At 54.1% G+C, this 23,602-nt stretch carries 21 protein-coding genes; 9 read left to right on the top strand and 12 right to left on the bottom strand.

Features of this window, described 5'->3' with window-relative positions; translation table 11 throughout:
• Positions 1-58 precede the first annotated feature (58 nt).
• The 4 genes from RHH27_RS05155 to RHH27_RS05170 all read right to left on the bottom strand — a co-directional run bounded on the left by RHH27_RS05155 (position 59) and on the right by RHH27_RS05170 (position 4,062).
• Positions 59-403 carry a helix-turn-helix transcriptional regulator gene (locus RHH27_RS05155; RefSeq protein ID WP_206201360.1) on the bottom strand — a complete coding sequence of 115 codons (345 nt, stop codon included), beginning with the start codon at positions 401-403 and terminating at the stop codon, positions 59-61.
• 117 nt (positions 404-520) lie between these two features.
• Positions 521-2,206 carry a B12-binding domain-containing radical SAM protein gene (locus RHH27_RS05160; RefSeq protein ID WP_302679027.1) on the bottom strand — a complete coding sequence of 562 codons (1,686 nt, stop codon included), beginning with the start codon at positions 2,204-2,206 and terminating at the stop codon, positions 521-523.
• Between the two features lie 69 nt (positions 2,207-2,275).
• Positions 2,276-3,061 (bottom strand): phosphodiesterase, encoded by a 786-nt coding sequence (locus RHH27_RS05165; RefSeq protein WP_302679028.1) that lies wholly within the window; start codon positions 3,059-3,061, stop codon positions 2,276-2,278.
• 62 nt (positions 3,062-3,123) lie between these two features.
• Positions 3,124-4,062 carry a DMT family transporter gene (locus RHH27_RS05170; protein WP_399373369.1) on the bottom strand — a complete coding sequence of 313 codons (939 nt, stop codon included), beginning with the start codon at positions 4,060-4,062 and terminating at the stop codon, positions 3,124-3,126.
• Between the two features lie 245 nt (positions 4,063-4,307).
• Here RHH27_RS05170 and RHH27_RS05175 point away from each other — a divergent pair, with 245 nt between their 5' ends.
• Genes RHH27_RS05175 through RHH27_RS05190 form a run of 4 tightly spaced genes read left to right on the top strand, consistent with a single transcriptional unit; the run spans position 4,308 to position 9,278 of the window.
• Entirely contained in the window at positions 4,308-6,218 is a 1,911-nt protein-coding gene (locus tag RHH27_RS05175; RefSeq protein WP_302679030.1) for a hypothetical protein, read from the top strand.
• Positions 6,219-6,271: 53 nt separating this feature from the next.
• Positions 6,272-8,080 carry a proline--tRNA ligase gene (locus RHH27_RS05180; RefSeq protein WP_302679031.1) on the top strand — a complete coding sequence of 603 codons (1,809 nt, stop codon included), beginning with the start codon at positions 6,272-6,274 and terminating at the stop codon, positions 8,078-8,080.
• Positions 8,077-8,706 carry a methyltransferase domain-containing protein gene (locus tag RHH27_RS05185; protein ID WP_302679032.1) on the top strand — a complete coding sequence of 210 codons (630 nt, stop codon included), beginning with the start codon at positions 8,077-8,079 and terminating at the stop codon, positions 8,704-8,706. The genes RHH27_RS05180 and RHH27_RS05185 overlap by 4 nt, the downstream gene beginning before the upstream one ends.
• On the top strand, positions 8,703-9,278 hold the full coding sequence (locus tag RHH27_RS05190; RefSeq protein WP_302679033.1) for a hypothetical protein: 576 nt from the start codon (positions 8,703-8,705) through the stop codon (positions 9,276-9,278). The genes RHH27_RS05185 and RHH27_RS05190 overlap by 4 nt, the downstream gene beginning before the upstream one ends.
• On the opposite strand, the gene murA is transcribed toward RHH27_RS05190, so the two are convergent.
• Positions 9,234-10,553, bottom strand: a complete 1,320-nt coding sequence (murA, locus tag RHH27_RS05195) for a UDP-N-acetylglucosamine 1-carboxyvinyltransferase (RefSeq protein ID WP_302679034.1) — start codon at positions 10,551-10,553, stop codon at positions 9,234-9,236. The genes RHH27_RS05190 and murA overlap by 45 nt on opposite strands.
• A gap of 129 nt (positions 10,554-10,682) precedes the next feature.
• On the opposite strand from murA, the gene RHH27_RS05200 reads away from it, so the two are divergent.
• The 4 genes from RHH27_RS05200 (at position 10,683) to aroB (ending at position 16,353) form a co-directional block, all read left to right on the top strand.
• Entirely contained in the window at positions 10,683-11,114 is a 432-nt protein-coding gene (locus RHH27_RS05200) for a hypothetical protein (RefSeq protein WP_302679035.1), read from the top strand.
• A 163-nt stretch (positions 11,115-11,277) separates the two neighbouring features.
• Positions 11,278-13,878, top strand: a complete 2,601-nt coding sequence (locus tag RHH27_RS05205; RefSeq protein WP_302676571.1) for a glycogen/starch/alpha-glucan phosphorylase — start codon at positions 11,278-11,280, stop codon at positions 13,876-13,878.
• 56 nt (positions 13,879-13,934) lie between these two features.
• Positions 13,935-15,200, top strand: a complete 1,266-nt coding sequence (locus RHH27_RS05210; protein WP_302679036.1) for an AmpG family muropeptide MFS transporter — start codon at positions 13,935-13,937, stop codon at positions 15,198-15,200.
• A gap of 46 nt (positions 15,201-15,246) precedes the next feature.
• Positions 15,247-16,353: a 3-dehydroquinate synthase gene (gene aroB, locus RHH27_RS05215; RefSeq protein WP_206201372.1), complete on the top strand. Its 1,107-nt coding sequence runs from the start codon at positions 15,247-15,249 to the stop codon at positions 16,351-16,353.
• On the opposite strand, the gene RHH27_RS05220 is transcribed toward aroB, so the two are convergent.
• On the bottom strand, positions 16,350-16,583 hold the full coding sequence (locus RHH27_RS05220; protein ID WP_206201373.1) for a hypothetical protein: 234 nt from the start codon (positions 16,581-16,583) through the stop codon (positions 16,350-16,352). The two genes, aroB and RHH27_RS05220, sit on opposite strands and share 4 nt — an antisense overlap.
• Positions 16,584-16,840: 257 nt before the next feature.
• Here RHH27_RS05220 and RHH27_RS05225 point away from each other — a divergent pair, with 257 nt between their 5' ends.
• Positions 16,841-17,275 carry a hypothetical protein gene (locus tag RHH27_RS05225; protein ID WP_206201374.1) on the top strand — a complete coding sequence of 145 codons (435 nt, stop codon included), beginning with the start codon at positions 16,841-16,843 and terminating at the stop codon, positions 17,273-17,275.
• Here the strand turns inward: RHH27_RS05225 and nusB are convergent.
• The 6 genes from nusB to RHH27_RS05255 form a co-directional block, all read right to left on the bottom strand.
• Positions 17,254-17,892 (bottom strand): transcription antitermination factor NusB, encoded by a 639-nt coding sequence (nusB, locus tag RHH27_RS05230; protein ID WP_206201375.1) that lies wholly within the window; start codon positions 17,890-17,892, stop codon positions 17,254-17,256. The genes RHH27_RS05225 and nusB overlap by 22 nt on opposite strands.
• Before the next feature lie 24 nt (positions 17,893-17,916).
• A complete protein-coding gene (locus RHH27_RS05235) occupies positions 17,917-18,588 on the bottom strand; it encodes a DUF502 domain-containing protein (RefSeq protein ID WP_206201376.1) in 672 nt (223 codons plus the stop codon).
• Between the two features lie 33 nt (positions 18,589-18,621).
• Entirely contained in the window at positions 18,622-19,731 is a 1,110-nt protein-coding gene (locus RHH27_RS05240) for a M48 family metallopeptidase (RefSeq protein WP_302679037.1), read from the bottom strand.
• 43 nt (positions 19,732-19,774) lie between these two features.
• Positions 19,775-20,908 carry a molecular chaperone DnaJ gene (gene dnaJ, locus RHH27_RS05245; RefSeq protein ID WP_302676564.1) on the bottom strand — a complete coding sequence of 378 codons (1,134 nt, stop codon included), beginning with the start codon at positions 20,906-20,908 and terminating at the stop codon, positions 19,775-19,777.
• Positions 20,909-20,925: 17 nt separating this feature from the next.
• Positions 20,926-22,881 carry a molecular chaperone DnaK gene (gene dnaK / locus RHH27_RS05250; protein WP_206201379.1) on the bottom strand — a complete coding sequence of 652 codons (1,956 nt, stop codon included), beginning with the start codon at positions 22,879-22,881 and terminating at the stop codon, positions 20,926-20,928.
• 169 nt (positions 22,882-23,050) lie between these two features.
• On the bottom strand, positions 23,051-23,590 hold the full coding sequence (locus tag RHH27_RS05255; RefSeq protein ID WP_206201380.1) for a DUF2854 domain-containing protein: 540 nt from the start codon (positions 23,588-23,590) through the stop codon (positions 23,051-23,053).
• Between the last annotated feature and the right edge of the window lie 12 nt (positions 23,591-23,602).

Genomic DNA, 23,602 nt, shown 5'->3' on the forward strand with positions numbered 1-23,602 from the left:
CGCAAAGGGCATACTCGTAACACGTACGCCACTATTCTCGCATATTGGGGCATGGCGCCTAGGAGAAATTGTGCACCAATTCCTTGACCATTTGGGATTGCTCTTCAATCCGCTGCTTCAGCCGCTGACACACCAGATCACACAGCGGAAAGATCGTCGGGTCAGCAATTTCGTAATAGACGGTAACCCCTTGGGGCTGGCGCCGCACCAGACCTGCCTGAGCAAGGGTTTTCAAGTGCTTTGAGACATTGGCCTGCCCCAAGCCCGTTTCCTGAATAATCTCCGAGACATTGCGTCGTCCCTGTTTCAGGGCACAGAGCACTTGCAGCCGACTCGGTTCCGCCAGCACTTTGAAATAGTCGGCAACGTGGACGAGTAACTCAGGGGAAGGGAGATCAACCATAGGGGATATCGCACACTAGAGACACAGATCAAGATAACTTAGCTTAATGATTCTATTATATGACTGTACAGTAAATAAAGCAGCCCACCCTAGGGATGGGGAATGCTGCGAGGAGCGTTAGCGCAGCTTCACTGGCAACTTGATGGCCGATTTGGGTGAGGTGGCCGTTGTGTTTTTTTGCCGTAGCCGTTGGGCATAGAAGGACGCCGCCTCATCCCCACGGGCACATTCTTGGGCAAAGTTAATCAGATGATGCCCCACCACACCCACGTGGATCACTTGTTCAATTTGGCCTTTTTTCAGGGCCGGCCCTGCCAGTTTCCAGAAGGTCTTGCGGTAGCTGCCCCAAAGCCCCACGTGCCAGAGGAGATTTTTCATGATCCGCAGTCCCCGCAGGATATTTTCGCGGCTGAGGCGAGCTGGGCTATTCGGCACTGCAATGCGGTTGGGATAGGTGTGTTCCATTTGATAGGCAAACCGCTCGTAGAGAAATTCGGGTTCATAGGCCGTTGTGATGGTGCGGCGCCACATTTCCACCACCTCTTCGTAGGGCATGAGGAACTCAACATTGGACTCGCGGTTTTCATCATGGTTGAGGCGACCTTCTGCTTCCAGCCGGCGCCAGAGAGGCGTACGCGGTAGAGCGTGTAGCAGGTTAATTGTCAGAGTGGGAATGTGGGAGGCGCGAATAAACTCAAGGATGCGATCGCCCGTTTGGGGTGTATCGGTATCAAAGCCAATAATGATCCCAGAAACCACTTCCATGCCGTAACGATTGAGGGTTTGCACCGCCTGCAAAATCGGCATACTTAGATTTTGATCCTTGTGGATGGCGTGGAGGGCTTCAGGTTCCGGGGTTTCAATGCCACAGAAAATGGTACAGAAATAGGCCTCCCGCATCATTTCTAGGAGTTTTGGGCTTTGGGCAATGTTCAGGGTCGCTTCGCAGGCAAATTGCAGCGGGTAGCCATTGGCCCTTTGCCAGTCAATGAGGTGCGGCAGTAATTCGGTCACCGCGCGGCGATTGCCAATAAAGTTATCGTCAACGAAATAGACCGCCCCCGGATTCCCAGAAGCCAGCATTGTATCCAGTTCCTTGAGGATTTGCTGCGGCGTTTTCAGGCGCGGATTGCGGCCATAGAGTTCGGGAATATCACAAAACTCACAGCGAAAGGGACAGCCACTAGAAAACTGCACACTGCCGAGGAAGTAATTTTCCATGCGCACGTGCTGGTAGGCAGGCACAGGAAATTCACTCAGGGGTAACCGTGCCGTGGTTTCAAAGATCAGTTGTTGGGGCGGGCGCTGGCTGCCGTACTCGTCAAAGTAAGCAATCATTTTATCGGTGGCATCCCCCAGTTCCCCTAGGTGGAGAATATCCACATCGGGATAGTATTCCGGACAACTGGAGACCGAAGGCCCGCCGAGGGCAGTGAGTTTACCGTGACGATGGGCAATGTCGTTGATTTCTAAAATTTGTGGCCGCTGAATGTGCATGCCGCTAGTAATGACAATATCAGCCCAAGCATAGTCAGCATCGGTTGCTGGCCGTACATTTTCATCAATCAGGCGCACTTCCCAAGATTCTGGAAGATAGGCGGCCACCAACAAAATCCCTTGGGGTGGCATAAAGGCGCGCACCGTGCCCATGAGGGGGTAGGCGTGGTGAAAGGTGCCAAAGGAGCGGCTATAGCGGGGGAAAATGCAGAGAATACGGCGATGATTGCGGGGGGTATAGGGGACTCGACCACCGGTCATCTCGGGAACCGGTTTAATCTCATCGGTGCTCCGACTGAGGTTCATAGCCCACCACTCCTACCTACACGCACTTTTCAATAGGTATAGCCTACAAATGTGGCTATCGCCTAGGTTTTAGTACCCTTTGGCACTAAAGTCCAATGTGAGGGGAATCTCGACCCGCTCAATGTGGGTTCTAAAGGTGCCATCGGGGTATAACGACAGATGACGAAAACCGGGACCAATGGGTTCAAGGGAAAATTCAGGGGCGCGAGGCAAAAACTGGATACAGGTGGAGGGGCAGCCGAGATACATTACCCCTTGCCGCTCGGTGGCAAATTCCTGATGAATATGGCCAAAGAGGACGAGTTTGACTTGAGGGTGGCGATCCAACACAGCAAAAAGGTGCTCAGGGTTTTGTAGGCGGCTACTATCAAGCCATGGGGCACCGGTCTCAAAGGGGGGATGGTGCAGGGCAATGAATGTGGGGAGATCGCCCCCGCGACTCAAGGTTGCCTCTAGCCAGCTTAAGGTTTCAGGACGCAATTCACCATGGACTTTGCCATCCGCTTGGGAACTGAGGAGCAGGCCTTGCCAAGTCCCAAGATTGATCTGGCGATCGCCCCTCAGCGGCGGACGTTCCAGCGCCGGCAGCATTACCCTTGGTTCATCATGGTTACCGGGAATCCAATATACGGGACAGGTAAAGTCCCTGAAAGCAGTGGCCAAACGGTCGTAGGTGGTGGCAACGGGTTCCTGTGCCAAGTCTCCCGTCAACAGCAGGGCAGCAGGGGCATGACGGTGAATTACCCCTAAAACAGCAGCTAGGGATTGAGCCGTGGGCAGGCCAAGGAGTCTGCCTTCATCTGTGGCAAATAGATGCAGATCTGATAACTGGATCAGGTGAAAGGGATCATTCATAGACTTGCTGGGGTGTGGGGACGCTGGGCAGGAAACTGACCTATTTGACTGAGGTTAATCGACTACTTTTGATCGACTACTTTAACGCTGACCGAAGTTGCCGATTCCCGCAAGCGGGCGGGTAAGGGGAGTTGTTGCCACCACCGCCCAAGCACTTGGCGCTGATTGATGATGTAAATGCTCATGAGCGTTAGCCCCACCCCCACCAACTGAACCTGACTCAGGGTTTCCCCTAAGAACCAATGCCCAAAGGTGAGGGCAAATACTGGGGTGAGAAAGGTCAGGGCACTGAGACTAGTCAGATTCCCCTTGGCAGCGAAATAGAAAAAGACACCGTAGGACAGGGCACTACCGAAGAGGGTGGCATAGCCCAAATTAAAGACATCCGGCCACTGTAGAGCCGCCCAAGGTGCTGGGGTATTCAGGCTCGGCAAGAGCAAGAGGGGCAACCCGCCCAAGACCATGTGCCAGCCGGTAGCCACAATGGGATCCGCATAGCGTGCCAAGGGACGCATGAGAATGGTTCCCACGGCCATTGAGAGGGCAGCCAACAGCATCCACAGTTCACCTCGCTGCCACCACTGTCCCCAAGGAATACCTTGCCATGCGCTGGGTTGATGGAGCAACGTCAAGAGATCATCGCCTAGACCAATACCACTAATGCCCACTAAGCCAAGAAATAACCCCAGCCAGCCCCAGCCGCCAACGCGCTCTTGATATAGCCAGCGGGACAGCAATGCCACCGCAAGGGGTTGGGAGTCAATCATGACAGAACCCAGCCCGGCTCCCGTTTTTGCTAAGCCAGTGGCCAGAAACCCCTGAAATAAAAGGCCATCCACAAGGGCAAAAAGACTAATCCATCCCCACGCCCGTAAGCTATTGGGTTGGGGCTTACCGAGGGCGATCGCCACCGCTAAAACCAACAGGCCTGCGGGCACAAGGCGCACACCGGCAACCCACAGCGGCGAGGTATGGGGCATCACCTCTTTCATGGCCACCATGGCAGTTCCCCAAAAGAAAAAGGGGGAAATTAAAATCAAGCGTTGCCAGAGTGCGGTCACAGGCGTTGCAAAATCAGGAGAAATGTTAAGGATTATTGCGATTCGTATCCTTAAATTATAATCCTGCCGTGGGAAACGGCAACTTCAGGAGGGAATTGCCAAGTTGATTTGCTATAACAAGTTCTAACGACCTCCCTAGCATCCTAGGGAAATTGCAGGCAGTGGGTGAGGAGCCGCAGCAGGAAATGAAAGCACTAGAGGTTTGGCAACGGTGGTTCCGGCGGGTTCCTAAGTCAGCGGAGCTAGCGATCGCCCCTGTGGGGACAACAGTCACTGAATCTCTGCTCTCCCGCTGGCAAACTTACCGCCAACGACTCATGGCATATGAGGGGTGGCCTTGGCTCATCCCCTTTTTAATCTCCGGCGTAACCCTGATGACCGCCAGTGCTTGGCTATTGGTTTTACCCCCCTTGCCCGATTGTCGTCACTCCGGCCTCGTCATGAGCGATGGCGATCGCCTCTACTGTGCCGATCAAGCCGCCCTCCACGGCAACTTACCCTCTCTGGCTCAAGCCATTGAAACCGTCAGTCAGTGGCCCGAAGATCACCCCCTGTTTCCCCAAGCAAAGCGGCGTGTGGATGAATGGTCAGCCGCCCTACTCGTGATTGCCCGCCAACAGTTGAGCCAAGGCAATATTGATCTGGCAACGCTGCTCCTGAAAAAAATCCCCACCACCGCAGCGAGCTACTCCCAAGCTCAAGAGCTACTGACCGCAACGAATGTGGGAGAAGGGGGAAACTTGTTGGCCACGGCAGAGGCGGCGCTGCGCCAGCAGGACTGGGGGTTGGCATTACTGCAAGTGAAACTGATGAACCAGTTGGGCACCGACTACTGGCGCGAACAGGCACAAAAGCTCTCGGTGCGTATCTCCCAAGAACAGGATGCGTGGGTGCAATTGGTGCAGGCACGGGATTTGGCGGCTTGGTTAACAGCCAATGAACTGGCCGAGGCGGTCATGCTGGCTCTGCAAATTCCCCCCGAGGCGGTTGTTTATTCCCAAGCCCAAGCGGATATTCGCCGTTGGATTCCTGAAGTGTTTGTGTACGCTGAAGAACGCTTAACGGCAGGTGATCGCGAGGGTGCCCTAGCACTGATTGAAAAAATTGCCCCCGCTCTCGATGTGTCCTACCACGATCGCCCGATTGTCATCTTGGGGCAGGCCAAAGCCCTTGCGGCCAAGGGAACGGTTTTGGGCTACTGGGAAGCGATCGCCCGCGTGCAGCAGATTCCCACCACGGATCCCTTCTATGAATCGGCTCAGGCCTACCTCAAAACATGGCAGCAGCAGTTGCGCAACCAGCAGCATCTTCAGTGGGCATCGTGGCTCGCCAATTCTCATCTGCGCTGGGGGTATGCCTTGGCCATTGCTCAAGCTCGGCAGGTGCCCCTTGGTCAGCCGGAACGGGTTCAAGCCCAAGGTTTGATTGCCCTTTGGCAGCGGGATCTGCGTACGATTAATGAGCAGCCCTTGCTCCATGCAGCGATCGCCCTCGCAGAACAGAAACAGTATCAGGCCGCCCTAGGGGTTCTGCAATACTTCCCCAGCAATGCTGTGCTTGCTTCTGTAGTGGCCAACTACCGCAACGAGTGGCAGGAAAAACTGGAAGAAATTGAGGATCGTCCGATTCTGGATCGAGCGATTCGCTTGGCACGGGAAGGCAAACTAGAGGAAGCCATTCAAACCGCTGAGCAAATTGGTCGCGATCGCGCCCTCTACCGTGAAGCTCTCAATCGCATCTGGCAGTGGGACTATGAACTCAGTGTGCGCCAACGGCAACAGGCAGCACCCACGCCCGCTTGGTGGGAAAGCCCCCCCAGTACTCCTGAAAGGACTTCTGAACCAGTCACCGAACCAGAATCAGCTCCGCCAGCAACACCAAGGACTTCTGAACCAGTCACCGAACCAACATCAGCTCCGCCAGCAACACCCACGCCAGAGGCTGCTACCCCTGCACCCACCCCTGAGGCATCTCCCACCCCTGAAACCACGGTTACCCCTGCCAGACCTGCACCGACACCTGAAGCCACTGCTGCCCCGACGCCGACACCTGTTCAACCGCCAGCAGCGGATCCCGAACCAATGGCTACCCCCTAGCGATCGCTGGTCATCGTAAAATAGAGGCTCTGTGCAGTATCGGTAGCCCAGCTATGCGTCTCTCGCAAATGCTTTTTGTCACGCTTCGCGATGATCCAGCGGAAGCAGAAATTCCCAGCCACAAATTATTGCTGCGGGCGGGATATATTCGGCGGATTGCCAGTGGTATCTATAGCTATCTGCCCTTGATGTGGCGAGTGCTGCAAAAAGTGAGCGCCATTGTCCGTGAGGAAATGAACCGCAGTGGTGCTTTGGAATGTTTGCTGCCGCAATTGCAACCCGCTGAACTGTGGCAAGAGTCGGGACGCTGGGACACCTATACCAAGGCCGAAGGGATTATGTTTTCCCTCACCGATCGCGCTGAGCGGCAGTTGGGACTAGGGCCGACCCATGAAGAGGTCATCACCACCCTCGCTAAGGACTTGATTCGCTCCTATCGTCAGTTGCCCGTTCACCTGTACCAAATTCAAACAAAGTTCCGCGATGAGATTCGCCCGCGATTTGGTCTGATGCGGGGACGAGAATTCATTATGAAGGACGGCTACTCCTTCCATGCCGATGTGGCCAGCCTCAAGGAAACCTATCAGGTGATGTACGACACCTATAGCCGTATTCTTCAGCGCTGTGGCCTGACGTTTCGAGCCGTGGAGGCGGATTCGGGTGCCATTGGCGGATCGGGATCCCATGAGTTTATGGTGCTGGCTGCCGCTGGCGAAGATGAAGTGCTCTATACGGCTGACGGCCAATATGCCGCCAATGTGGAAAAGGCCGTTTCGCTGCCCCCTGACGCGGTGCCCACAACTTACAAAAAGGTGGCGACACTAGATACCCCCAATACAGCAACCATTGATGCCCTTGTTGAGCACTTGCAGTGCCATCCGACGCAAATTGTCAAAAATGTCCTCTATCGAACGGTTTTCGATAATGGGCGGGTGGGTCTGGTGTTGGTGAGTATTCGCGGCGATCAAGAGGTGAATAGCGTCAAGCTGCACAACACCCTCACTTCCCTTGCGCCCAACTACGGGGCAACGAAATTGCTGGATCTGCGGGTGGCGGATGCCAATACCGCCCAAGAGTGGGCAGCCACCCCCATTCCCTTTGGTTACATTGGCCCTGACATAGAGGACGGCGTTATTAAAGCCGATCCCCAGATCATTCCCCACTGGATTCGCATTGCCGATCACACCGTAACGGAGTTAAAGCGGTTTATTACAGGAGCCAATCGCGATCAACAGCACCGTGTCGGTGTCAATTGGGGCAAATCCTGTCCATTACCGGCCATTGTCGCCGATGTTCGCAAAGCCCAAGCCGGCGATCGCGCCTGCCACGATCCAACACAGCACCTAGAGACCGCCCGTGGCATTGAAATTGGCCATATTTTCCAGTTGGGGACAAAGTACTCTGAGGCAATGAAGGCCACCTACACCAATGAACAGGGGGAAGAGGTGCCACTGGTGATGGGCTGCTATGGCATTGGGGTTTCCCGCTTGGCTCAGGCGGCGGTGGAGCAGCACCACGATCCACAGGGCATTATTTGGCCGCTGGCGATCGCCCCCTATCAAGTGATCATTGTCGTTCCCAACATCGAGGATGGGCAGCAAATGCAGGTGGCCACTGACCTCTACGATCAGCTTCAGGCGGCAGGAATTGAGGTGCTCTTCGACGATCGCGATGAGCGGGCAGGGGTGAAATTCAAAGATGCGGATCTCATTGGCATTCCCTATCGCCTAGTGACGGGGCGGGCGATCGCCAATGGTGAAGTGGAACTCGTGATCCGCGCAAGCGGTGCCAAATCCACCCTCCCTATAAGCGAAGTTGTTCGTTATCTTCAAAAGGAGATTGCTCAGCAGTTAGGTCGATGATTCTCAATCCCTACCAGCGCACGAAACTGGATAGCCGCAGCGATGATCTCTTTTACGCGGCACCGCGCTTTGTTACCCACGTGGATGATTTCTTTCTTGCCCGCCTCACGGATCTCTACCGCCAATACTTAAAGCCACAACTGCGGGTTTTGGACTTAATGAGTAGTTGGGTGTCCCATCTACCACCAGAGCTATCCTTTGCGGAAGTGGTGGGCCATGGGATGAATGCGGCGGAGCTAGCCCGCAACCCCCGCTTGGATCGTTATTTCGTTCAGAATCTTAATGAAGAGTTGGCCTTGCCCCTAGAGGATGCCAGTTTTGATGCTGTCTTGATGGCGGTGTCGGTGCAGTACCTCCAGTATCCTGAGGCCACTTTTACAGAAATTGCCCGTATCCTCAACCCCCAAGGGGTGGTCATTGTCAGCTTCTCGAATCGCATGTTTTTTGAGAAGGCGATTCAGGCGTGGCGCGAGGGTACCGAGGGCGATCGCCTGCGCTTGGTGCAAACCTACATTGATAGCATTCCCTCCCTCAAGGTGGTAGAAACTCAGCTGCCCCGTCGCTGGCCTTGGCTGGGATTTACTGATCCCTTCTATGCTGTCGTGGGTCAAAAGCAGTCGGCGTGATGGTCAGAGGAGGCATCTATGAGCAGTTTCGCGGTGCCCTCCTTGGACTTCTGTGGGGCATCGCTAAAGAGGATATCTATCTAGCCCAGGCACTGCCCCACCAATGGTTAACCCCCAACCAAGGGGAGTGGCCCGTTCAGCTGCCGCAGTTGTTGGCATCATGGGATCAACCTTTGATCTCAGTCCCCGCGGCGTTGCAGGAGATTCAGACCCTACTCCATGAATACCTCGCGGCGGCTTGGGCACCTGAGCCTTTGGCCGTACCTCTAGAGAGAGGAGAGGTGATCCGCTATGCCTTGGCGATCGCCCCGTGGGACTTAGAATTAGCCCATGAAATTGTTATCAAGCAGCAACCCAGTGCTGGTCTTCTCTTAAGCTGTCTTTTTGGTGCCTATTGGGGGGCATTAGCCTTACCCCTCAGAGCCTGGGAGTATTGGACGCCGACAGTGGCTGCAGTGCTGGGGAACGTGATGATGCAATGGACAGGGGGTATGGGAACCGAGATGGCACTTGCCCCCAAGGACGGACTAAAACACTGGAGAAGGGGCTGTACTCGGAACATAACGCTCTAGCTGTGCACCCAAACCCCGCAGCTTGGCTTCAATTTGCCAGTAGCCCCGATCTAAGTGCTGCAAGCCATAGACGTGGGTTTCGCCGTGGGCAGCCAGTCCAGCAACGACTAAAGCCGCTGTGGCACGCAAATCCGTACCTGTTACCGGTGCACCCGAAAGATAGGGCACCCCTCGGATGGCAGCGTGATTTCCCTTGACCCGAATATCAGCGCCCATGCGATTGAGTTCAGCCACATGGCCAAAGCGATTTTCAAACACCGTTTCGCTGACTAAACTATTCCCCTCACTGATGGCCAGCAACGCCATCATCAAGGCCTGCATATCCGTGGGAAAGCCAGGGTAGGGGAGCGTTTCAATGTCGGTGGCACGATAGCGCTGCGCAGGGGTAAAGCGGACACGGGTGGGATCGGGAAATTCAATCCTCGCTCCCATTTCTTCCAGTTTGGCAACCACAGGTGTTAGGTGACTGGGAATGACCGGTGCCAATGTAATGGCCGAGCGGGTGACGGCAGCCGCCAAGAGAAATGTGCCCGCTTCAATGCGATCGGGGATAATTTCGTATTCAGTGCCGTGGAGGCGATCGACCCCAACAATGGTAATCGAATTGGTGCCTGCCCCATAGATTTTTGCCCCCATGGCGATACAGAAGTTGGCCAAATCCACCACTTCCGGTTCTTGAGCGGCATTTTCAATCGTGGTTTCCCCCTCGGCAAGGGTGGCGGCCATCATCAGGGTTTCCGTTGCACCAACGCTGGGATAGTCCAAATAGATGCGGGTTCCCTTCAGTTTGGGGGCACTGGCGGTAACAACACCGTGGTCAATCGTGACTTCGGCTCCCATCGCTTGCAGACCGCGCACATGCAGTTCCACCGGACGAGCGCCAATAGCGCAGCCGCCGGGCAAGGGAACACGAGCAATCCCCAACCGTGCCACCAATGGACCAATGGCAAAGAAACTCGCCCGCAGTTGGCTGACCAAACTATAGGGGGGATCATTGGTATTTAATTCCGTGGCATCAATGGCGATCGCTTCACTACCGAGGCGGTGTACCTTGACCCCCAATGCCTGTAAAATTTCCCCAAGGCGACGAATATCCGCTAAGTCAGGCACTGCACGAAGAATGGTTGTATCCGCTGCTAAGAGTGCCGCCGCCATCAAGACTAATGCTGAATTCTTGGCTCCGCTAATCCTCACCTCCCCCGATAACCGATAGCCCCCCTGAATCTTGAGGTGTGCCTGCTCTGTGGTCAGCGGCGTTGCGGTCGAGGTTAGCATATTTCACTCTCACAGCCAAAAGAATTCCAAGCGATTATATCCTATCAGTGCGAATTTTATGCAAAGATCAGTATTAACAAAAGAGGGACAAATGCACGCCTGTTGTTTTGCAAATAATTTAAGGATTGGATGGAACACCAAAACCTCAGCGATTTACTGCGGCAAGAGGCAGCTAAACAGCGTCAAGCGCCCAGCAAGCGGAGTCGACACCAGCCCACCAAGGCAGAACTAGAGCAAGAACTGGCCGCCCTCAAAGCAGCGTTAGCAGCGGCAGAAGCTGAGAAAACCGCTCACAGTACCCAGATAGAGCAACTGCAACAGGAAGTGCAAACGTGGCGCGATCGCGCCCAAGCCCTCGAAACTGAGCTTCAGAACCTCCAAACCCGCCATCAGACCCTAGAAGCCGAATTTGAAGAGGCCAAAGAAGTCATTCGCCAACTCACGGCGCCTCAGCCCTACCGCTTTGAGGATGTGGGATTTAAACCCCTTGTTAATGAAGTTCCCATCCCCAATCCCAATGCCTCTCCCCTTGGGGATGCGGAAATTGGTTGGTTTGATTAGGGATTGCCCAAGGGATTGGCAGACTCTTTGAGAAGATTAAAAAAATGTAAAGGCAGATAAATCAATTATTAAAATTCCCGCAGCGGTAGTCTAATGTACATTTCACAAATCTGTATTAGCCTTAAGTTAAGTGATTGCCGATTCCTTCAGAGCTACAGGTTGCATGAATAATTCCGCCACGCCCAACGGTCATCCTGTTCATTCAGTTTCCCACACCAACCCTACTGCCAACGACGAACACTGCGATTTGTATATCGAGAGCGATCGCACAGGGATGACCGTGCAAACCCTGAAGCGCGCCTTTGTTGATAACCTGCACTACATCCAGGGCAAGGATGCCATGTTTGCCACGCCCTACGATTACTTCATGGCACTGGCCTACACGGTGCGCGATCGCCTGCTGCATCGACGGATTAAAACCGCCCAAACCTATTTTGAGCAGGATGCCAAGGTGGTCTATTACCTGTCGGCAGAGTTTCTCATTGGTCGCTTGCTTCTGAATAATCTGATTAACGTCGGCCTCTATGAGCAAACCAAACAGGCCATGACCGACTTTGGCTTAGATCTCAATGAACTCATGGATCGCGAACCTGAACCAGGCTTAGGAAATGGCGGCCTAGGACGGTTGGCGGCTTGTTTCCTCGACTCCTTAGCCACCCTCGAAATTCCCGCTGTTGGCTACGGCATTCGCTACGAGTATGGGATTTTCGAGCAAATCATCACCAATGGCTGGCAGCACGAAGTCCCCGACAACTGGCTGCGCTTTGGCAACCCTTGGGAGATTGCCCGCCCCGACTACAATGTCGAAGTTAAGTTTGGCGGCCACACCGAAGCCTACACCGATGTCCAAGGGCACTACCGCGTGCGCTGGATTCCCAGTACCACCGTCTTGGGCACCCCCTACGATACACCAATTCCAGGCTATGGCAAAAATACCGTCAATACCCTGCGCCTTTGGAGTGCCCGCGCTGCTCAGGATTTTAATTTACAGGTCTTCAACGCCGGCGACTACACCCAAGCGGTCTCGGAAAAAACCTTTAGTGAGAATATCTCGAAGGTTCTTTACCCCAACGACAACACTCCCCAAGGCAAGGAGCTGCGCCTGCGGCAACAGTATTTCTTTGTCTCCTGTTCGTTGCAGGACATTATTCGCCTTTACCTGCGGCGGCACACCAGCTTTGATGCCTTCCCCGACAAAGTAGCCATTCAGCTCAATGATACCCACCCCGCCATTGGGGTGGCTGAACTGATGCGATTGCTGGTGGATGAGTACCAACTCCCGTGGGAAAAAGCGTGGGACATTACCCAGCGCACTTTTGCCTACACCAACCATACCCTGCTGGCGGAAGCCCTTGAACGCTGGTCGGTGGAACTTTTTGCGCAACTACTGCCGCGCCACCTTGAAATTATTTACGAGATTAACTACCGCTTCCTCAACGAGATTCGCCAACGCTATCCCGGCAACATTGCCCGCTTAGCACGCATGTCCTTGATTGAGGAAGGTCATCCCAAGCAGGTGCGCATGGCGCATTTGGCCTGTGTCGGCAGCCATACGGTCAACGGGGTCGCCGAACTGCACACAGAGCTGATCAAGCAGGAGCTGATGCGGGACTTCTACGAGATGTACCCCAACAAGTTCCAGAACAAAACCAATGGCATTACCCCCCGCCGTTGGCTATTGATGAGTAATCCCCGCTTGGCCAGTCTGATTACCGAAACACTGAAGAGCGATCGCTGGATTACCCACCTTGAAGACCTGCGCGGCCTAGAACCCTACGCCACGGATCCCGCCTTTCAGGCCAAGTGGCAGCAAATCAAGCAAGCCAACAAAGAACGCCTAGCGGAGTACATTTGGCGCCACAACCAGATTGAGGTGGATCCCTATTCCCTGTTTGACATTCAAGTGAAGCGGATCCATGAGTACAAGCGGCAGCACTTGGCGGTGCTCCACATTATTACCCTCTACGAACAAATCAAGGCCAACCCCAACATTGACATTCAGCCGCGCACATTTATTTTTGGCGGCAAGGCAGCCCCCGGCTACTTCATGGCCAAGATGATCATCAAGCTGATCAATGCGGTGGGGGATATGGTCAACCATGATCGGGATGTCAATGGCCGTCTGCGGGTCGTGTTCCTCAGTAACTATTCCGTTTCCCTTGGGGAAATGACCTATCCTGCGGCTGATCTTTCAGAGCAGATCTCCACCGCTGGTAAGGAGGCCTCCGGCACCGGCAACATGAAATTTGCCCTCAATGGTGCCCTGACGATTGGTACTCTGGATGGGGCAAATGTGGAAATTCGCCAAGAGGTGGGGGCAGAGAACTTCTTCCTCTTTGGTCTGACGGCGCAAGAGGTAATGAGCCTGAAAGCTGAGGGCTACAATCCCTGCGAGTACTACAACAGCAACCCAATGCTCAAGAAAGTGATTGACAGCCTGATTTCCGACTACTTCAATCCACGTGAGCCGGGGCTATTTGAACCGATTGTCAGTTCCCTGCTCAACGAAGATCCCTATATGCTGTTGGCGGACTACCAATCCTATGTGGACTGTCAGCAACGGGTTGCCCAAGCCTTCCGCGAGAAGAGCCACTGGACACAGATGTCTATTCTTAATGTGGCGCGCATGGGCAAATTCTCTAGCGATCGCACGATTGCGGAGTACTGCAAAGACATCTGGCACGTCAAACCCGTCCCCGTTTCCCTAGATACCTGTCGGCCCGCTTTTCGCCCCAGCCGCATCAGTCAAGCCAGTAGTCTTTAGGTGACTGCCCCTTTTGCTCTACACTAGGGCAAGTCTCAAGCAGGGAAACGACATGAATGGCGGGAATCGGCGCAGCTCTACGGGTGTTTCAAAGTCGCAAAATGGCAGCACTGCTCTTGCTGGGCTTTTCCTCAGGGTTGCCCCTGTTTCTCACCAGCCGAACACTGCAAGCATGGATGACCGTTGAGGGCATTGACTTGACCGCTATTGGTCTCTTTAGCCTCGTGGGGTTGCCCTACTCATTGAAGTTTCTCTGGTCTCCCTTACTGGATCGCTATACGATTCCCTTTTTGGGACGGCGGCGGGGCTGGTTACTGCTCATTCAGGTGCTCCTCTTGGGGGCGATCGCCCTAATGGCGGTACAGGATCCCAGTACGAGCCTACGGCTATTGGCAGTGAATGCCTTCGCCATTGCCTTTTTGAGCGCCAGCCAAGATATTGCGGTGGATGCCTATCGTGCCGATGTCCTAGAACCCCTTGAAATGGGGGCGGGTGCAGGTATTTACGTCCTTGGCTATCGCATTGCGCTCTTGGTCACGGGTTCCCTAGCCCTGATTCTTGCCGATCAACTGCCTTGGCCCGTGGTTTACGTCCTGATGGCGCTGCTGATGCTCGTGGGCATGGTCACGACCCTTTGGGCACCGGAACCCGAAGTCCATCCCCCGGCTCTTCCTTCATTGGCACAAGCAGTGATTCGCCCCTTCCTTGATTTTTTCCAGCGCTACGGCTGGGGAACAGGGCTGATTATTCTGCTCTTTATCTGCCTCTACCGCTTGGGGGATGCGCTCACAGGGAACATGATGACCCCTTTCCTGTTGCAGCAGGGCTTTAGCCAAACCCAAATTGGTGCGGTGCAAGGGGGTGTCGGGCTGATTGCCACCATTGTTGGTGCCCTTGCCGGCGGGGCGGCCATCAGTCAAATCGGTATTCACCGTGCTCTTTGGATCATGGGGGGATTGCAAGCTTCTAGCAATGTCTCCTACTTTGTTTTGGCCAATGCCGGTGCCAATCCAACGGTGATGGTGGCCGCCATTAGTATTGATAACTTCTGTGCCGGACTGGCGATCGCTGCTCTGACGGCTCTTTTAATGAGCCTCTGCAACCCTCAATTTAGCGCAACGCAGTATGCCCTGCTCTCTAGCCTTTTTGCCTTTAGTCGAGACGTGCTAGCAGCCCCTGCGGGCAAAGCGGCGGAGATCATGGGGTGGCCGCTCTTTTTTCTCTTTACAATTGGCGCTGCCTTACCCGCACTTCTCCTCCTGCCGTTTTTTGCCCCTTGGCAAGCGAAGCCGGCCTTTCCCCGCCCCGGCAGTGATGACTGAAAATACTTAAAAATACTTAATGTAGTTGTCCCCAGCAAATCCGACAATGACGACGCTGATTCCCGTTCCCCTTGGTGAGCACGCCTACCGAATTGCCATTGGTGCCAACACACGGCGGCAGTTGCCTGCACTGTTGGCCGAATATACGCCCTTGACGCCGAAAGCCCCTGCCCTCATCGTTTCCAATCCGCAAATTTGGCGGCACTACGGCACGGATGTGCAAGAGGCATTAACGCAAGCGGGCTGGCAAGTCACCCCCTGTATTCTGCCAGCAGGGGAACGCTACAAAACCCTCAGAACCGTTGAAAAGATTTATGATGCTGCCCTGAGTCAGCGTTTAGAGCGGGGTTCTACGCTCTTTGCCCTTGGTGGTGGCGTCATTGGCGACATGACTGGCTTTGCGGCGGCGACTTGGCTGCGGGGGATTGCCGTGGTTCAGATTCCCACCAGTCTCTTGGCGATGGTGGATGCGGCGATTGGTGGGAAAACAGGGGTGAACCATCCCCAGGGCAAAAATCTCATTGGAGCCTTTCATCAACCTCGTCTTGTGGTCATTGATCCCGATGTTTTGGCAACCCTGCCCCCCAGAGAATTCCGGGCTGGTATGGCAGAGGTGATTAAGTATGGTGTGATTTGGGATACTGAGCTGTTTGATTTGTTGAGTCAGCTGCCGCGTTTGGATCGCATGGCTGCTGTGCCTGCTGAGCAGTTGCTTCAAATCCTACAGCGTTCCTGCCAAGCGAAGGTGGATGTGGTTAGCAAGGATGAGCGCGAAACCGGACTGCGGGCCATTTTGAATTACGGGCACACCATTGGCCATGCCCTTGAAAGTATGGGCAACTATCGCCTTTTGAATCACGGCGAGGCTGTGGCCATTGGCATGATTGCCGCTGGGGAACTGGCGGTGGCCTTGGGGTACTGGTCAGCAGAAGCCGCCGCTGCCCAACGGGCATTGATTCTCAAGGCAAAGTTGCCGACCACAATCCCGGCTTACTTTGATGTGGAGGGACTGCTGGCACTGCTACAGCATGACAAGAAGGTTCAGGCGCAACAGGTGCGATTTATTCTCCCCACCGCCATTGGCCATGTGGACATTTTTGATCAGGTACCGACCGACTTGATTCGGGAGACACTCCATCGCCTCCAAGCCTAGCTAGGGGGCGCCGTATCTAGCAGCGCTTTTTTGGTTGCTTTCAGTTCTTGCCAAAGGCGTTTAATTTGCTCATAGGCTTCCTGAGGGGAAAGCTTGCCACTGTTTTCGAGACTGGAAATGTAGCTCACTCGAGTCGCAAACTCCTGTAAGTTGGCATCAAATAAAAAGTTTTCGGGTGTAAACTCACCGTGGTAACGGCTGTAGGGATGTAAAAATTCGTATTTATTCATTGCTTACCTATCCTTTTTCTCAGGGGTTAACCTATTCTTAACTTCATTTTAACCATTTTCTCTCGGATAACTGTAGCTGCCGCAACAAAACAGTGATCTTGCTGGGGGCAAAACGGCGCTTTGTTAACAACTATGGGCAAAAGATTAAGCATTATTAACTTTGATTGATCAAATAAAGGAGACTTATCACACTACATATACGAGAGTGATCCCTTGCGATCGCCAGATATCAATGCTGTAATTTAGGAAATGGATAAATGATGCACGGACTCTCCTTGGCTCCCCGTTATCGCTTAGATGATGTTGATCCTTGGCTTCTGGGAATTGATCCCAGCCGTCATTATTGGCTGCAAGTCAATGGGGATCCCCAGCAGCGGGTGGCCATTCCGGGGGTCTGTGTCCAGAGCATCTCGGAACTACGGGAGATTATGGAGGCGGTGCGATCACTCCTACCGGGGCAGCAGTTGCAAATTCAGCGAGCAGCCACCTGTTTAGAAATTCACTGCGTGGCTGAAAATCTCTTGGCGATCGCCCACCCTGTTGCCGGTGCCCCTGTTTGGCATCTCTTTGATCGCGAAACCCTCGAAAGTTTAGTGATGAGTGCCCATCCCCACTGGCAATGTCGGCCTGAGGATGTGGAATTGGGGCGGCAGCAATTGTGGCAGTCGTTTCAGTTACCAGTGGCCGCTTGAGCCGTGTCAAGGGCCTCACTGATCCGCCGCAGCACACCATTGATAAAGCGATGACTACCTTGGTCGCTGTAGCGTTTGGCCAGTTCGATCGCCTCGTTGATGGCCACTGGCTTGGCCACGTCAAGATAGCGCATCTCTGCGACGGCCATTTCAATAATGGCGCGATCTAAGTGCGTCAGTCGCTCCAGTTGCCAATCCACCATTGAGCGATTCACCAGTTCTTGAATCTCCGTTTGGTGTCGCTGCAAACTGCGCAGTAGGGCGATCGCGTAGGCTTGAACTTCCTCTTGATGGGCAAAGTAGAGAATTTCGGGTAAATCGAGGGCAGCACCTATTTTGTTCAAGCCCTTTTCCGCCCGATTGAGGGCATCTTGAAGCACCATCTGTGCCTTTTCGAGGTGGGGCAACTGAAACTCGCTATGGTTGAGCAGTCGCTGACTTTCACTAAGTTCAGTGCCGGCCTGTTCGAGGGTATCGCGCACATCACTCGCCAGCGTCCGTACCGCCATCAGGATCAAGCTGCGGCAGTCACTTTCATCGAGCAGTTTCGGTTGGCGTAACACTTGAGCGGCACTGAGCAACGCCAATTCACGGGCAACACGACGAGCAGTAATCATGGGTAAATCCTCAAAAACGAGTTCTTAACGCAACGACGCAGGGGCGGGGGGCAGGGTCGAGGTCGGAACTGATCCCGGTGTAACAATCCCCCCGGAAATAATCAGCTTAAAGGCATCCTCGATCGAAATATCCAAATCTCGCACATCCCGCTCACTGGCAATCACATACCAACCGGTGGTGGGGTTAGGCGACGAGGGGATAAATAGACTCAACATTGGCTCGGAAAAGACCGTTTGCAATGAACCATTAATCGTGCCAGTGACAAAGGCCACGGCCCACAGACCCGACCGCGGGTATTCTACGAGCACCACTCGGCGAAAGCGATCGCGCGAGTCCCGCAGAATTGTCTCTAGGAGTTGTTGCAGCACCTTATAAATGGTGCCCGCCAAAGGGATGCGCTTGAGAATGCTCTCACCTGTGTTCAACAGCCACTGGCCAAAGATATTGCGTGCCATCAAGCCAATGAGCAAGATCCCTGTTAAGGGCACCAAAATCCCCACCGCCACATTGAGCAGATCCACCAACAGGGGGTGCCATGTTTTGAAGGGGTTCACCTGCTTAGGAATACGGGTGAGGAGATCCAAGACCCAACTGGAGACAGAAATCGATAGCCAAATCGTTGTTGCCAGCGGGATCACCACCAGCAGACCAGCAATGAGATCATTTTTAATTGCTTGTTGGAGTCGGTGCAACACAGATACTCGCACGAGCAGACTTCTGTTTCTAGCTTAGCGGTTGCTGCCACTGCGGTCACGGTGAAAGGCCAAACTGCTGTAGAGCATGAAGGCGGCATCCCAAGGACTGTCTTCACGGCGAAAGAGGTTAATGTGGGGGGGAATTTTACTCAGGAGTTCGCTAAAGTCCAAAGCAGTTTCAGCAAAACTGGTAAAGTCTTGCCACACGGGGCGATCGCCACAGTGCTGCTGCCACAGACTCGATAACTGCCGCCACTTCACCCATGAGGTATTTTGATCCAACTCCAGATCACTCTGGATCACCTCTGCCACTTGATTGAGGGGAATCCCTTGGTGAAACTGGTAACCGCCGCGATAAAAGCGCAGGATTTGATTTTGCTGAAACAGGTGAAGATCACAGCACTGGGCATGATCCTGAATTTGTTCTTTACGGGTGACTTTTCCTTGGCGATCGCGATCGAACACTTGCTCAAAAATCGGCAGCAACCCCTCCACGCGCTGGCTGACCTGTGACCAAGTAAACGTTAACTCCACTGGCTCTGGCGAGAGCGAACTGGTACACACCACACGCGGCTGTGGCTCCAAGGCTGCAAAATAACGCACCTGCAAGACGGGTGTGGCTGTCAGTGCCTCAAAGGGGACACAAAAGAGGGTAAACCCCTGCTGTTTCAGTTCTTGGCAATAGACGGTGAGTTCCGCAAAATTGCCCGTGCGGATCAAACGCCAGCCCCGCGACGGAATCAACAGTCGCGCCGTGTAGGGGTCAATCTTAAACATGGTGGCCAAAAGACGGGCAAGGATCGTCCGCTGCTCAGAGCCAGCCACCCCCTCCAAAACCAGAAGGCCCTGCTGCTCGACTCCCACCACAGCATGGGTTGCTAAAATCGCCTGTTGCCGCTGCTGTTGGCGAATTTGCTCAATTTTTTCAAGGCCGCGCCGAGCCATTTGCGTCAGCTTGGGGCCACAGTTCAGCCGCAGTAATTGGCGAAAGTCTGACTCCGCCTCCTCTAGCCGCTCTGTCTTGAGATAGAGTTGACCTCGGCACAGGAGGACACGGGGGTCCTCAGGAGGCAAGGTGGCCAGCAATTTTTCTGCCTGTTGGAAATTTCCTTGATCCAGTGCTGTCAAAACCTCAGTCAGCATGGCCAGCGCCCCCAACGGTTTTTTCTATTTTAGGCAACGCGCCCTAACCACCAAATAAGCTGCCGAGGAAGCCCTCTAGACCGCCTTTGCCCATACGCTCGCCGCGAATCTTGGCCAATTTCTCCAGCAGTTCTCGCTCTTCATGGGTGATATGGGTGGGAATTTCGACATCAACGGTAATGAGGTGATCGCCCCGCGCCACGGGATTGCCCACACGGGGGACGCCTCGGCCTTCTAGGATTAACACCGTACCGGGTTGGGTGCCTGCGGGAATCTTCAGTTCTGCTTCGCCATCCACGGTACTCACGGGAATCCGACAGCCAAGAATCGCTTGCAGGTAGCTAATTTTAATCCGCGATAGGATGTTGTTGCCTTCGCGCTGAAACTCAGGATCGGGTTCGACAAACAGATACACATAGAGATCGCCGGGAGGGCCTCCGCGCAGACCGGCATCTCCTTCCCCTGAGACCCGCAGCCGGGTGCCATTGTCCACCCCCGCAGGAATCGTAATTTTCAATTTTTTGCTGACTTGGATGTGGCCTTGGCCACCACAGGACTCACAGCGAGATTCAATCACTTCCCCCGAACCGCCACAGGTCGGACAGGTGGTCAATTGGGTAAAACTGCCGAAGGGAGTGCGTGCCGATCGCCGCACTTGACCGATGCCACCACAGGTACTACAAGTGACTGGCCGTGTGCCGGGTTTGGCCCCTGTGCCTTGACAGGTTTTACAGGTTTCCAAATGATTAATGCGAATTTCTTTCTCACCGCCAAACACCGCTTCGCGAAACTCGAGTTTGAGGTCATAGCGCAGATCTTCACCGCGGGTTGGCCCCTGCGACCGCCGCCCACTGCTGGTAAATCCACCAAATCCACCCCCAAAGAAGGTTTCAAAAATATCGGCGAAGCCGCCCATGTCACCAATGCCAAAGTCACTGAAGCCAGCAGCCCCGACGCCACTGACCCCGGCTTCACCAAAGCGATCGTAGTTGGCTCGCGCTTGGGGATCCGAGAGCACCTCGTAGGCGCGGTTGATTTCCTTGAACTTTTCTTCAGCGCCCGGTTCTTTGTTGACATCGGGGTGATACTTGCGAGCCAAGCGCCGATAGGCTCGTTTTAATTCTTCAGCATCCGCAGAGCGTGAGACACCTAAGATCTCATAGAAATCACGAGCCATAGCCACCGTTACCTAAATTAATCAACCGCTTCATAATCTGAAACAACTGTTTCTTCATTATCGCTGATTATTGTGGCATCACTATCTAAAACTTGAGTGGCTTGGGAACTAATCGTAGCACCCCCCATTGTCGGGGTTGAGGTCATCATGGAACCGCCTGCGGTTTGTTGATAGACCACCGTTCCCAAGGTCACCAAGGCCTGCTGCAGGGCTTCCATCCGCTTGCGAATTTCATCGGGGGTAATATTGTCATCCACCATTGCTGCCTGCATACTCTGAACCACCGGCTCAATCCGTGCCCGTAGATCGGGAGTTAATGTGATGCCATGGTTTTTGATGGTTGATTCATAGCTGTACAGCAGGGCATCGGCTTGGTTGCGCAGTTCGGCAATCTCTTTCTTGATTTGGTCGGCTTGGGCATAAATCGTTGCCTCTTGGCGCATGCGCTCGATTTCCATACTGCTGAGGCCACCGCGATTGGTAATGCGCACACTTTGTTGGCGACCGGTGGCGCGATCGACGGCAGACACACTCAGGATACCGTTGGCATCAATATCAAACGTGACATCAATTTGCGGCACGCCGCGAGGGGCAGGGGCAATGCCCGTGAGCTCAAAGCAGGCCAGTTGTTTATTGTCTTTTGCCATCGGGCGCTCCCCTTGATAGACAGCAATTTCCACGACCGTTTGGCCATCGGTAGCGGTGGAAAAGGTCTGCGTCTTACTGGTGGGGAGGGTGGTATTACGTTCGATGATTTTGGTAAAGACACCGCCAAGAGTTTCCAACCCCAGAGAGAGCGGGGTGACATCTAGGAGCAGGAGATCTTTGACCGTTGTTTCCTTGCCCAGAATGCCGCCTTGAATGGCTGCCCCTACGGCAACGGCTTCATCAGGATTAACGGAGCGATCGGGAGTTTTGCCACAGAATTCCTTCACCAACTGCTGAATGGCAGGAATACGGGTTGAGCCACCGACAAGTAACACCCGATCAATCTCTTGAACCGTCAAACCGGCATCGGCGATCGCCTGCTGCATGGGTTCGAGGGTGGCCTGAACCAAGTGGGCGCAGAGTTCCTCAAACTTACTGCGGGTGAGTTCCATTTCAAGGTGCTTAGGCCCTGTTTCATCAGCCGTAATGAAGGGCAGGTTAATGGAAGTGCTCAGGGTGCCCGATAACTCCACCTTGGCTTTTTCAGCCGCTTCGCGGAGGCGTTGCAGTGCCATTTTATCTTTCGAGAGATCGATCCCCTCCTGCTCCCTAAAACAGGCCAAGAGCCAATCAAGAATACATTCGTCAAAATTATCGCCCCCTAGGTGGTTATTCCCCGCTGTGGAGCGCACCTCAAAGACGCCATCCCCCAGTTGCAGAATCGAGACATCAAAGGTGCCCCCGCCCAAGTCAAAAACCAAAATGGTTTGATCTTGATCCTGCTTGTCGATGCCGTAGGCCAAGGAGGCCGCCGTTGGCTCGTTGATAATGCGCATTACCTCAAGGCCAGCGATCGCCCCCGCATCTTTGGTGGCTTGGCGTTGCGCATCACTAAAATAGGCTGGCACAGTAATGACGGCTTGGGTCACGGGTTCCCCCAGATAGGCTTCCGCATCCTGCTTCAGCTTTTGCAGGATCATGGCAGAAATTTCTTGGGGGGTATAGGTGCGATCGCGAATCTGCACATCCACCATGCCATCGCGACCCGGCACACAGGTATAGGGCACGCGCCCCCGTTCTTCAGCGGTTTCCTCCCAGCGGCGACCAATAAACCGCTTGATACTGAAAATCGTGTTCTCGGCATTGGTGACAGCTTGCCGTTTCGCCAGTTGACCCACCAACCGTTCGCCCGATTTGCCAAAGGCAACAATACTGGGGGTGGTGCGCCCACCCTCGGCACTGGGGATCACGACAGGATTCCCCCCTTCTAAGACTGCCACACAACTATTTGTGGTTCCAAGGTCGATGCCAATGACTTTACCCATAGCCGTAATCGCCGTTTCCAAAAATGCGTTGTCAGGAGGAGACTGCTTGCAAAAAAGTCTTACTCTTTAGGCTAGAATGCCGCAATGATGATGCTATCGTAACACCTGAATTCAGGGCAAAACGGTTTACCAATCATCTTAGGCAACTGGAACAGGGTTGACCACAGGCTTACTCGCGAATCAGCGCCACTGCCACACGGTTGTTTCCCTGATCCGTCATGCTTACCCGAATATTGGGGCCAAAGAATGTCTGCATCTTGGCTTGCTTCGATTGCCACACCTCAAGGGGAACCGCCGGGGAGTCAAATTCTAAAATTAATGTATAAGCACCGTCTGTTAAGGTCTCGGCGATCGCCACCAAGACAGGACGCTCGGCATCCGAGGGACTCAGACCTAAACTGGCCAATGTGCTATCTAAGTGTGCTTCTTGACCGTAACGATAACGGGTGACATCCTTACGGATTTGCGTTTGGGTGGGGGTTGCTTGGGCACGGCCAGCGATCGCCTCTGGAGTTGGGGCTTCACGATAGGGCACCGGTTTGAGTTCTGCCGCTTTGAGTGCCAAGCCGCCTAAGAGCAGGGGCACACCGTAGAAAAAGCCCGCTAGATTCAAGGTGGCATTCCCTGTGGCATAGGCCACCACTCCCACCACCGTCAGCAGTGAACCGACAATTAACCCCAACGTTCCCAGCGATACAGACCCCAACATGACCCTTTAACC

It is taken from the genome of Thermosynechococcus sp. PP555 (genome assembly GCF_031583225.1).
GTDB lineage: Bacteria > Cyanobacteriota > Cyanobacteriia > Thermosynechococcales > Thermosynechococcaceae > Thermosynechococcus.